Source organism: Streptomyces sp. NPDC051172 (genome assembly GCF_040682555.1).
Taxonomy (GTDB): domain Bacteria; phylum Actinomycetota; class Actinomycetes; order Streptomycetales; family Streptomycetaceae; genus Streptomyces.
The window spans coordinates 42,834-53,805 of the sequence record NZ_JBFBBE010000066.1 but is presented as its reverse complement, the minus strand read 5'-3'; the positions used below and the strand labels follow the sequence as shown (position 1 = coordinate 53,805).

10 protein-coding genes and 1 pseudogene are annotated in these 10,972 nt (G+C 71.6%); 8 read left to right on the top strand and 3 right to left on the bottom strand.

Annotated features, from left to right (window positions below):
- Both AB0N07_RS32130 and AB0N07_RS32125 read left to right on the top strand, forming a co-directional pair.
- On the top strand, positions 1 to 1,233 hold a 1,233-nt coding region (locus AB0N07_RS32130; RefSeq protein ID WP_365841071.1), incomplete at its 5' end, for a GH1 family beta-glucosidase.
- A gap of 167 nt (positions 1,234 to 1,400) precedes the next feature.
- Positions 1,401 to 3,044 carry an APC family permease gene (locus AB0N07_RS32125; protein ID WP_365841069.1) on the top strand — a complete coding sequence of 548 codons (1,644 nt, stop codon included), beginning with the start codon at positions 1,401 to 1,403 and terminating at the stop codon, positions 3,042 to 3,044.
- Positions 3,045 to 3,086: 42 nt separating this feature from the next.
- Here the strand turns inward: AB0N07_RS32125 and AB0N07_RS32120 are convergent, their stop codons facing one another.
- Positions 3,087 to 3,479 carry an SCO5389 family protein gene (locus AB0N07_RS32120; RefSeq protein ID WP_365841067.1) on the bottom strand — a complete coding sequence of 131 codons (393 nt, stop codon included), beginning with the start codon at positions 3,477 to 3,479 and terminating at the stop codon, positions 3,087 to 3,089.
- Between the two features lie 59 nt (positions 3,480 to 3,538).
- The gene (locus AB0N07_RS32115; protein WP_365841065.1) at positions 3,539 to 4,495 is read right to left on the bottom strand and encodes an ATP-binding protein; all 957 of its coding nucleotides are present in this window, start codon (positions 4,493 to 4,495) and stop codon (positions 3,539 to 3,541) included.
- Between the two features lie 459 nt (positions 4,496 to 4,954).
- Here AB0N07_RS32115 and AB0N07_RS32110 point away from each other — a divergent pair, with 459 nt between their 5' ends.
- A complete protein-coding gene (locus AB0N07_RS32110; RefSeq protein ID WP_365841076.1) occupies positions 4,955 to 5,113 on the top strand; it encodes a GNAT family N-acetyltransferase in 159 nt (52 codons plus the stop codon).
- A 7-nt stretch (positions 5,114 to 5,120) separates the two neighbouring features.
- Here AB0N07_RS32110 and AB0N07_RS32105 read toward each other — a convergent pair whose 3' ends face one another.
- Positions 5,121 to 5,897, bottom strand: coding sequence for a CDP-alcohol phosphatidyltransferase family protein (locus tag AB0N07_RS32105; RefSeq protein ID WP_365841063.1), 777 nt, complete (start codon positions 5,895 to 5,897; stop codon positions 5,121 to 5,123).
- 108 nt (positions 5,898 to 6,005) lie between these two features.
- On the opposite strand from AB0N07_RS32105, the gene AB0N07_RS32100 reads away from it, so the two are divergent.
- The 5 genes and pseudogenes from AB0N07_RS32100 to AB0N07_RS32080 form a co-directional block, all read left to right on the top strand.
- Positions 6,006 to 6,986 (top strand): dehydrogenase, encoded by a 981-nt coding sequence (locus tag AB0N07_RS32100; protein ID WP_365841061.1) that lies wholly within the window; start codon positions 6,006 to 6,008, stop codon positions 6,984 to 6,986.
- 116 nt (positions 6,987 to 7,102) lie between these two features.
- Entirely contained in the window at positions 7,103 to 7,501 is a 399-nt protein-coding gene (locus AB0N07_RS32095; protein WP_115910305.1) for a 6-carboxytetrahydropterin synthase, read from the top strand.
- On the top strand, positions 7,498 to 8,706 hold the full coding sequence (locus tag AB0N07_RS32090) for a glycosyltransferase family 4 protein (protein WP_365841059.1): 1,209 nt from the start codon (positions 7,498 to 7,500) through the stop codon (positions 8,704 to 8,706). Before AB0N07_RS32095 ends, AB0N07_RS32090 begins: the two co-directional genes overlap by 4 nt.
- Positions 8,703 to 9,716 carry a class I SAM-dependent methyltransferase gene (locus AB0N07_RS32085; RefSeq protein ID WP_365841057.1) on the top strand — a complete coding sequence of 338 codons (1,014 nt, stop codon included), beginning with the start codon at positions 8,703 to 8,705 and terminating at the stop codon, positions 9,714 to 9,716. Before AB0N07_RS32090 ends, AB0N07_RS32085 begins: the two co-directional genes overlap by 4 nt.
- Positions 9,713 to 10,954 (top strand): annotated as a pseudogene (locus tag AB0N07_RS32080) (lysylphosphatidylglycerol synthase transmembrane domain-containing protein); the annotation flags it as partial. The gene AB0N07_RS32085 and the pseudogene AB0N07_RS32080, both read left to right, overlap by 4 nt.
- Positions 10,955 to 10,972 lie beyond the last annotated feature (18 nt).

The window sequence follows — 10,972 nt, the reverse complement described above, 5'->3', positions numbered from 1 at the left end:
GCCACCCGGCGATCACCGCTGCCCGCACCCCGAAGAAACACCCGCAACCCGCCCGACACCCGTGATCAATATTCACGCGGTGGATCGAGGCTGAGCGCGAACGCCTACCGGTTGTCGATCGCGTGGCCGAGGGTGATGCCGGGTGGCAACGGACCGGTGAACCCCAAGGGCCTCGCCTTCTACGACGAGTTGATCGACGGTCTGCTGGAGGCGGGCATCACCCCCTTTGTCACCCTCTACCACTGGGACCTCCCGCAGGCCCTCCAGGATCGCGGCGGCTGGCCCGAGCGGGACACCGCACTGGCCTTCGCCGAGTACGCCTCGGTCGTGGCGGAGCGTCTCGGTGACCGTGTGACGCACTGGGCCACGCTCAACGAACCGCTGTGCTCGGCCTGGATCGGCCACCTGGAAGGCCGGATGGCCCCCGGTCTGACCGACCTGACGGCCGCCGTCCGCGCCTCCTACCACCTGCTCCTGGGCCACGGCCTCGCCGTCGGGGCGATCCGCGCCGCGGCCCCGTCCGCGCAGGTCGGCCTCGTCACCAACCTCTCCACGGTGCACGCCGCCACCGACCGCGACGAGGACGTACGGGCCGCCCGCCGACAGGACGGCCATGTCAACCGCTGGTGGCTGGACCCGGTGTACGGCCGCGGGTTCCCGGCCGACATGCGCGAGGTGTACGGCGTCGAACTCCCCGAGCGGGACGGTGACTCGGCGACGATCGCCGCCCCGCTCGACTGGCACGGCCTGAACTACTACATGCCGGCGACCGTCGCCGACGACCCCTCGGCCCCGGCACCCCATGTGCGTTCGGTCCGCCGCCTCGGCGTCCCGCGCACCGGCATGGACTGGGAGATCGACGCGAACGGCATCGAGACGCTCCTGCTCCGGCTCACCGAGGAGTACGGCGCCCGGCGCCTGTACGTCACCGAGAACGGCTCCGCCTACCCGGACGTCGTACGCCCGGACGGCACCGTCGAGGACCCCGAGCGCCGGGACTACCTGGAACGCCACCTCGAGGCCTGCGCCTCGGCGGTCCGCAAGGGCGCCCCACTGGCCGGTTACTTCGCGTGGTCGCTGCTGGACAACTTCGAGTGGGCGTACGGGTACGACAAGCGGTTCGGGCTGGTGCACGTGGACTATCGGACGCAGGTGCGGACGATCAAGGGCAGCGGACACCGCTACGCGGACATCGTCCGCGCCCACCGGGGCCGAGCCTGCAGGGCGGCCTGAGCCAGGACCCTGTGCCGGACCCGGGTGCGGGAGCCCGGATCCGGCACAGGCGCGGTCTCCCGGCCCATGGGCATTTTGCCGAGTCGTGTACGCACGGCCAGCTGTCGCGAGCGCGCCAACGTGGCACGATAATGTGACGAGGATCACCCTATGAGGGGGTGTGTGTCATGGCCATATCGGAAGAGGCGCCCGGCGCGGGAACCAGACCGGGGCTGCGGCGCGAGATCGGCTTCATAGGCCTCATCTGGGCCTCGGAAGGATCGATCATCGGGTCGGGTTGGTTGTTCGGCGCGCAGGGGGCGCTGGCGGCGGCCGGGCCGGCGGCCATCATCTCCTGGGCCATCGGCGGCGTCGCCATTCTGATCCTGGCGCTGGTGCACGCCGAGCTCGGCGGGATGTACCCGGTCTCCGGCGGCACCGCCCGCTTCCCGCACTATGCCTACGGTGGCGCCGCGGGGGCCTCCTTCGGCTGGTTCTCCTGGCTGCAGGCGGCCACGGTGGCACCCATCGAGGTCCTGGCCATGATCACCTACGGCCAGCACTACTCCTGGGCGCACGGCTGGGAGAAGGTCGAGGGCGGTCAGCACGTCCTCACCAGTTCCGGTATCGCCGTCGCGGTGGGCCTGATGGCGGTCATCACGGCCATCAACTTCCTCAGCATCCGCCTGCTGGCCCGCACCAACAGCGCGGCGACCTGGTGGAAGGTCGGCATCCCGCTGCTGACGATCTTCGTCTTCGCCATCGCGCAGTTCCACACCGCCAACTTCACGGCGGCTGACGGGTTCAACCCCTACGGGGCGAAGGGCATCCTGTCCGCCGTCTCGACCAGCGGCATCATCTTCGCCCTGCTCGGCTTCGAACAGGCCGACCAGCTCGCAGGTGAGAGCGCCAATCCCAAGCGGGACATCCCGCGCGCGGTGATCGGGTCGATCGTCATCGGCATCATCATCTACATCCTCCTCCAGGTGGTCTTCCTCGCGGCGCTGCCGGCGCATCAGATCGGCCATACCTGGGCAAACTCCGCGTTCAATACCCTGAGCGGGCCATTCGCGCAGGTCGCCACATTGGTCAGCCTCGGCTGGCTGGCCACCATCCTGTATCTCGACGCGGTGATCTCCCCCGCGGGCACCGGCCTGATCTACATCACCGGCTCCTCCCGGGTCTCGTACGGCCTGAGCCGCAACGGCTATGTGCCGACCGCATTCGAGCGGACCAACAAGCGCGGTGTCCCGTGGGTCGGCCTGATCACCGCTTTCGTGATCGGCTGCATCTGCTTCCTGCCCTTCCCGAGCTGGCGCTCCCTGGTCGGGCTGATCACCAGCGCGAGCGTGCTGATGTACGCGGGAGCGCCGCTCTCCTTCGGTGTGTTCCGCAGCCGTCTGCCCGACGCCCACCGCCCCTACCGGCTGCCCGGCGGGAGCTGGATGTCGCCGCTGGCGTTCATCGTGGCCAACCTGCTCATCCTGTGGTCGGGCTGGACCACCGACTGGAAGCTCGGCGTCGCCATCCTCATCGGCTACGTCATCCTGGTCGCCAACAGGGTGTTCAAGATGAACCCGATCACCCCTCAGCTGGACCTGCGTGCCGCGCAGTGGCTGCCGGTCTATCTGGTCGGCATGGGCCTGATCGTCTACCTGAGTGACTTCGGACCCCTGAAGCACCCGTGGTTCCCACTGTGGTGGGACATGGTCGCCACCGGCGTCTTCAGCCTGATCATCTACTACTGGGCCATGGCGGTCGCCCTGCCGGCCGAGCAGATCCAGTACATGATCGACCAGGTCGTCGTCCCCGAGGAGGAAGAGATCCTCTGACCGGGGCCTTCGGCCGAGCCGGCCGGCAGGGCGCGGGGCGCGTCAGCAGTCCCGGAACTCCGGCGACTGGTTGAGCACCTGCGACCGCACCGACGTGAACCGCCCGTACGTCTCCCCGTACCGTGCCCCCGGCCGGAACGCCGCCACCCGGTGGCAGTTCTGGAAGGCCAGTTCCACCCCGAAGTGGCGTTCCAGGCTGCCGCGGATGGCGTCGCTCGCGAGGGCACGCAGGAGCTGGCCGCGCTCCTGCTCGGAGGGGGGAGGGGTCTGGTTGTCGGTGAACTCGGCCGTGCCGCCCTTGAGTTCGGTGGCGAGTGAGGCGATCAGGTCGTAGGCGTACGGGAGGGACGTGCGGACCGTGTCCACGAAGTCCTCCTCGCGGATGTCACCGGACTCGGCTTCGGCGAGGAGCTTCGGGGAGACGTCGAGAGACATGAGAAGGGGCGTCCGTTCCAGGAGTTGGGGGATGTGTTTCACGGTGGAGGGGGGAGTGGTCAGGTGAGCGCCGTCGGGCCCGGTACGAACTCCGGGTCCACCTGGGCGGCGAGGCCCAGGCCGGTCGCCTCGTCCGCCCATGCGCGGGCATTGCGCAGGTGGAACTCGACGGCGTGGCGGTGGAGGGCGGGCCAGTCCCTGGGGTGGGCGTCGACGGTCTCGCGCAGGATGGTCAGGGCGTGGCGGTTGTGCGGCTCCAGGGTGTCCAGGCCGCCCTCCGTGCGGCCCTGTTCGGCTGCCCGTACCCACGGGGAGTGCACCAGGTGGGTCAGGAGGTCGTCGCCCACCTGCTCCTTGAGGAACAGCAGGTCGTCCTCGCCCGTCACCTTGTTGCCGATCACGGCGATACGGATCCCGAACTCGCGGGCGTGGTCGCGGTACTGGCGGTAGACCGAGACGCCCTTACGGGTCGGTTCCGCCACCAGGAACGTGATGTCGAACCGCGTGAACAGGCCGGAGGCGAAGGCGTCCGCGCCGGCGGTCATGTCGACCACCACGTACTCGCCGGGGCCGTCGACCAGGTGGTTGAGATAGAGCTCGACGCCGCCGAGCTTGGAGTGGTAGCAGGCCACCCCGAGGTCGCTCTCGTCGAACTCGCCCGTCACCATCAGCGGCACGTCGCCCACGCGCCGGACGTGGCGCGCGTGGAGTTCGTCGTCGCCCAGGAGGCGCAGGAGACGGGAGCCGCGGCCGGGCGGGGTGGTCTTGATCATCGCCGCACCGGAGGCGATGCGCGGGTTGGTGCCCCGCAGATACTCCTTGATCTCGGGCAGGTGGGCGCCCAGGGGTGGGGCGTCCAGACGGTCCTCGTCGTGTCCCAGCGCCTCGGCCAGGTGCTGGTTGATGTCGCCGTCGATGGCGAGTACCGGCGCGCCGGAGCGGGCCAGATGACGGGTGAAGAGCGCTGAGAGGGTGGTCTTGCCGCTGCCGCCCTTGCCGACGAACGCGACCCGCATTACCGGACCGGAATCGGGCTGGTTTTGAAAATGAATGTCATGTAGCTAGGTTTTAGGCAGCATCCGACGGTCTGTCAAATCGGGGGTGGCAGTCCAGTGATCAAGGTGGACTGCTCGCCGAGAACCGGCCCTTTGCAGGACGGGCGCCCTGGGCGGTCGGCGGATTCCGCGCCAGTAGGGTCGCCGTCATGAAGATCGGGGTGGAGATCGCCGGGCGGGCTGACCAGGAAGTCATCGACGCGTTCGGCCGGCTGTTGCCGCAACTGTCCACGTCCGCCGAGCCCGCTCGACGCCGGGGCGGTCGACCGCATCCTGGATCGCGACGCGAACACCGTGCTCGTGGCCGGGCCGACCGCGGGATCGTCGGCACCCTGACCCTCGTCATGCTCCACCTGCCGTCGGGGCTGAGGGCCCGCGTCGAGGACGTCGTCGTGGACGGGGCGGCACGGAGTTGCGGCGCTGCTGAGGCAGGAGGCCCTGCGCATCGCCCGGGAGGCCGGCGCCCGGACTGTCGACCTCACCTCCCGGCCCGACCGGGAGGCGGCGAACCGGCTCTACGAGCGGCTCGGGTTCGCGGCCCGGGAGTCGACGGTCCACCGGTACCCGCCCGAGGCGTGAGCGTCGCTCAGGACGCCACCGTCTCGCGTTCCGACTCCAGCTCCAGCATCTCCTCCACCTCGCCGTCCCGGACCCGGGACGTCCGTCGCAGCCACAGGACGTCGCGGCCGAAGGACCAGATCAGTGTGGCCAGGGCCAGTACGACGACCCCGAGGGAGGCTATGGGGGGCAGGTAGCCCGAGGCGGCCAGGAGGAGGCAGATGCCCTGCATCGCGGCGACCGTCTTGCGGGCCGTGCTGGGCGGCAGGGAGGCGTTCAGCCACGGCCAGACGCGGGCCGCGGCGACGAAGGCGTAGCGCATGCCACCGATGAGCAGGACCCACGGGCCGAGCTGCATCGAGACGTAGACGCTGAGCACCAGGATCAGGAACGCGTCGACCTCCATGTCGAAGCGGGCGCCCAGCGGGGTGGAGGTGTTGGTGGCGCGGGCGACCTTGCCGTCGACGCCGTCCAGGATGAGGGCGACCGCCGTGAGGCCGACGAGGGCGGTGACCGGCGGGGAGCTCTCGAAGGAGTCCGCGACCAGGGCCGTCACCCCGCCCACCAGGGTCGCCCGGCCGAGCGTCACGCGGTTGGCCGGGCCGAACGAGCGCGGCCGGGTGCGGTGCAGGGCCCGCGAGAGCACCGCCCACGTGGCGACGGCGAAGACGAGGCCGGTCAGCCAGCCCGCCGGCCCCATGCCGATCGCCGTGCCGAGCAGGGCCAGCAACAGGATCTGAACGCCCGCTCCCACAGCGGTCTCCTGCTGGACCAGCCTTGCGTCGTAAGTGTTGTTCAGGGCCACCGCACACCCTCCGGCCGTATGACAAAGTCGATCAACGCCGCGTACTGTGCGCGGCCTGTGCACACCTCGGTACGTGAACAACTTCCCGATCGTTCAGGAGGAGGCCGGATGAACCGCATCGCACGCGCGTTCTGGCTGAGTCGTCCGGGTCTCGGCGAGATCCGGAGCGTCGACCTGCCCGAACCCGCCGAGGGCGAGGTGCTGGTGCGCTCGCTCTACTCCGGGGTCAGCCGCGGCACGGAGACACTCGTCTTCCGCGGCGGCGTTCCGGAGAGTCAGCACGCGGCCATGCGGGCGCCGTTCCAGGAAGGTGAGTTCCCCGCACCCGTGAAGTATGGCTACCTCAGTGTCGGGAGGGTGGAGGAGGGGCCCGAGGAGCTGGTCGGGCGTACGGTTTTCTGTCTGTATCCGCACCAGACGCGGTATGTGGTGCCGGTTTCGGCCGTTACGGTCGTTCCGGACACCATTCCTGCCGAGCGGGCCGTGCTAGCTGGGACCGTGGAGACCGCGGTGAACGCCCTGTGGGACGCCGCGCCGCTGGTCGGCGACCGGATCGCGGTGGTCGGCGGCGGCATGGTCGGCTGCTCGGTGGCCGCGCTGCTGGCCCGCTTCCCGGGCGTACAAGTGCAACTCGTCGACGCCGACCCGGCCCGCGCCAAGACAGCCGAGGCCCTCGGAGTCGACTTCGCGCTGCCCGAGGACGCGCTCGGGGAGAGGGACCTGGTGGTGCACGCCAGTGCAACGGAGCAGGGCCTCGCCCGGGCTCTGGAACTCCTGGCCGCCGAGGGCACCGTCGTGGAACTGAGCTGGTACGGCGACCGGAGGGTGAGCCTCCCGCTCGGCGAGGCCTTCCACTCCCGGCGGCTGACGATCCGCAGCAGCCAGGTCGGCACCGTCTCCCCGGCCCGAGCGAACCGCAGCTACGCCGACCGGCTCGCCCTCGCCCTCGACCTGCTCGCCGACCCGGCCCTCGACGCCCTCATCACAGGGGAAAACGCGTTCGAGGAGCTGCCGGAGGTGATGCCCCGGCTGGCCAACGGCGAGATTCCCGCGCTGTGTCACCGTGTGAGGTACCCCGAAACGGTCTGACCTGAGAAAAGAGTGAGACTCGGCTGAACGGGGGGAAGCGAAGAGCCGTACTACACGGCATCCTCCGGCAGCCAATGGCCGGAGGACCAGACGTGCCGCACCTGGAGGGTCGTCCGTTGTTCAGTGTCACCGTCCGCGATCACATCATGATCGCCCACAGCTTCCGCGGCGAGGTCTTCGGACCCGCGCAGCGCCTGCACGGAGCGACGTTCCTGGTGGACGCCACGTTCCGGCGCGAGCAGCTGGACGACGACAACATCGTCGTCGACATCGGACTCGCCACCCAGGAACTCGGCGCCGTCGTCAGCGAGCTGAACTACCGCAACCTCGACAACGAGCCCGAGTTCGCCGGCGTCAACACCTCCACGGAGTTCCTGGCGAAGGTCATCGCCGACCGGCTCGCCGAGCGGATCGAGAAGGGCGCGCTGGGCGAGGGCGCCAAGGGTATCGCCGGCATCTCGGTGACGCTGCACGAGTCGCACATCGCCTGGGCGAGTTACGAGCGTGCCCTGTGACCGACGTGACCTTGGAGAAGGTGGAGAACGCCCCGGGGGAGGCGGAGATGTCGCTCAGCTATGTGCCCGTGCAGCACTCCGCCCTGAAGAACGCCGAGATCATCCCCATGTCCCTGCGTTCCGTGCACTTCGTCATGCCGGGCGGCGTGGACGACCCGGCCGCGCCGAGCGGCGGCAACGCCTATGACCGGCGCGTCAGTCTGGACCTGCCCGGCTTCGGCTGGCAGGTGCACAAGCACGCCGCGGCCGGCGAGTGGCCCCGGCCGGGGGCGGCGGCGCGCGCGGAACTCGCGCGGACGCTGCGGGAGTTGCCGGACGGCTCGGTCGTCCTGCTGGACGGGATCGTGGCCTGCGGGGTCCCGGAGATCGTCGTTCCGGAGACGGAGCGGCTGCAGTTGGCGGTCCTCGTGCACCTTCCGCTCGGCGACGAGCGGGGCCTCGAGCCCGCCGTGGCCGCCGAGTTGGACGCCAAGGAGCGTGACGTGCTGCGGGCCGTGCCCGCCGTGATCGCCACCAGCGACTGGGCGGTCCGCCGCCTCGTCGCCCACCACGGCCTCGCCCCCGAGCGGGTGCATGTCGCCGCCCCCGGCGCCGACATCGCGCCCCTCGCCTCCGGCACCGACGGTGTCTCCCGGCTGCTGTGCGTCGCCTCGGTGACCCCGCGCAAGGGGCAGCACCGGCTGGTGCAGGCGCTGGCCGCGGCGGCCGACCTGCCGTGGAGCTGCGTGTGCGTCGGCGGGCTCGGCCACGACCCCGAGTACGTCGCCCAGCTGCGGCTGCTGATCAAGGAGCACGGTCTGCAGGACCGGATCCACCTTGCCGGACCGCAGGCCGGTGCCGAGCTCGACGCCAGTTACAACGCCGCCGACCTCATGGTCCTCACCTCGTACGCGGAGACGTACGGCATGGCGGTGACGGAGGCCCTCGCGCGCGGCATCCCCGTGCTGGCCACGGATGTCGGCGGTCTCCCGGAGGCGGTCGGACGCGCCCCCGACGGCGGTGTGCCCGGCATCCTCGTGCCGCCGGAGGACCCCGCCGCCCTCGCCGCCGAACTGCGCGGCTGGTTCGGCGAGGCCGACGTACGACGCCGGCTGAAAGCCGCCGCCCGGGGCCGGCGGGCCGCCCTGGACGGATGGGCGACCACGGCCCGAAGCCTGGCCGGAGTACTGGGCCGGCTGCCGAGCGAACCCAGGAGGGCGGCATGAACAGGACGGTACCGGCGAAGACAGGCGGGAAGATCCCGGCGCAGCCCCGGCCCCGGGGCGGCTCCGAACCGGCCGGTCACGACGGCTCCGAGACGGCCGACTCCGTGATCCCCGGCGCCGGCCCCGCCCCGCGTCCCGGCGAGCGCGCCACCGTGCGGCTGCGGGACACCGGGCCCGAGGATCCGCCCCGTTACGCGCCCGAGTGGCTGGAGCTGCGCGAACCCGCCGACGCCGGCGGGCGGGCACACGAACTGCTCGACCCGCTGCGGATCCGGCTGGCCAACCTGCCGGGCAAGGCCGGGCTGGTCATCCACGACCTGGGCTGCGGCACCGGCTCGATGGGCCGCTGGCTCGCACCCCGCCTGGACGGCGCCCAGCACTGGATCCTGCACGACCGCGACCCGTACCTGCTGCACTTCGCAGCCGTCGCCTCCCCGCGCTCGGCCGCCGACGGCAGCCGGGTCACCGTGGAGACGCGCCGCGGCGACGTCGGCCGGCTCACCCCGGACGCGCTCGCCGGCGCCTCGCTGGTGACGGCCTCCGCCCTCCTCGACGTCCTCACCCGCGAGGAGATCGAGACCCTCGCCGAAGCCTGCACCGGGGCCGGCTGCCCCGCCCTGCTGACCCTCTCGGTGGCCGGACGCGTCGAACTCACCCCGTCCGACCCGATGGACGAGGAGATCACCGACGCGTTCAACGCCCACCAGCGCCGTGGCGACCTGCTCGGCCCGGACGCGACCACGGTCGCCTGCGAGGCCTTCTCGGAACGGGGCGCGACGGTACGGGTCAACCCCAGTCCCTGGCGCCTCGGTCCCGACGAGGCCGCGCTGACGGCCCAGTGGCTGCGCGGCTGGGTGGGCGCGGCCGTCGAGGAACGCCCCGAGCTGAAGGCCCGCGCAGAACGGTATCTGCAGGACCGCCTGGCCGCCTGCGCGGCGGGCGAACTCCACGTCGTGGTCCACCACAGCGACCTGCTGGCCCTGTCCCGGCCGACGGGCGGCGCGGCATGAGCATCGAGACGGTACGGGCACACGTGGTGCGAGCCGACCGGTGTGGCGCCGTGGCGGTCGGGTTGGGTGTGGACGTCGTGTCCGGGGCGCCGACCGGCGTCGGCCTGGAGACGCGAACCGAATGCGCCGTCCGCCCGGCAGCGGTGGGTGCGGCCGGCGGTGCCGCCTCCGCCGCGGTCGAGGTATGGGCGGACGGCGCGCCCTGCCTCGCCGCGCGGGATGCGGCGCTGCGGACGCGGGCGGATGTACTCGCGTCCGCCCCACCCGTGGGTCCCGCCGTCTCCGAGGCCCGTATCGGCGTGATCGTCTCCGCGGCCCGGCCCGAGTCGGCCGCCGCGCGGACGCCCCGGTGGCGTGCCATGGTGTCCCGTCTCAACTCCCGTGCCGTACGGACCCACTTCGGCACCGTCGCCGGCGTCGTCATCCTCGGCGCCCTGCTGTGGCACCTCGGCACCGGCGTCCTCCTGGACGGGCTGCGGCGGATCGACGCGACGACGCTGGTGCCGGCCCTCCTGATCGGTGTGGCCACCACCGTGCTCAGCGCCTGGCGCTGGGCCCTCGTGGCCCGGGGCCTGAAGATCCGGCTGCCGCTCGGGGCGGCCGTCGCCGACTACTACCGGGCGTTGTTCCTGAACGCCGCACTGCCCGGCGGTGTCCTCGGCGATGTGCACCGTGCCGTACGGCACGGGCAGAGCGCCGGTGACATGGGCCGAGGCGTGCGCTCGGTGGTCCTCGAACGGGTCGCCGGGCAGGTCGCGCTGACCGTTCTCGGCGGGGCCGTGCTGCTGACGATGCCGTCGCCCGTGCTGGCGCAGACCCGGCACTTCGCGCCGCTGGTGGGGCTCGCGGCGGTGGGCGCGCTCGCCGTCATGGTTGCCCTGTGGATGAACGGGGCCGCCTCCCGCCGCGGGCGGGCGCTGCGCACGACGCTCGCCGAGGCGCGCGAGGGGCTGCTGTCACGCCGCAACTGGCCGGGTGTCGGCGTCTCGTCGGTGCTCATCCTGGTCGGCCACATCGCGCTGTTCGTGCTGGCCGCGCGGGTCGCCGGATCCGGCGCCTCCGCCGCCGCACTGCTGCCGCTCGCGGTCCTCGCACTGATCGCGATGGGCCTGCCCCTGAACGTCGGCGGCTTCGGCCCCCGCGAGGGCGTCGCCGCCTGGGCGTTCGGAGCGGCGGGGCTCGGCGCGAGCAGCGGGGTGGCCGTCTCCGTGGTGTACGGGGTGCTCAGCTTCGTGGCGGCCCTGCCCGGCCTCGCC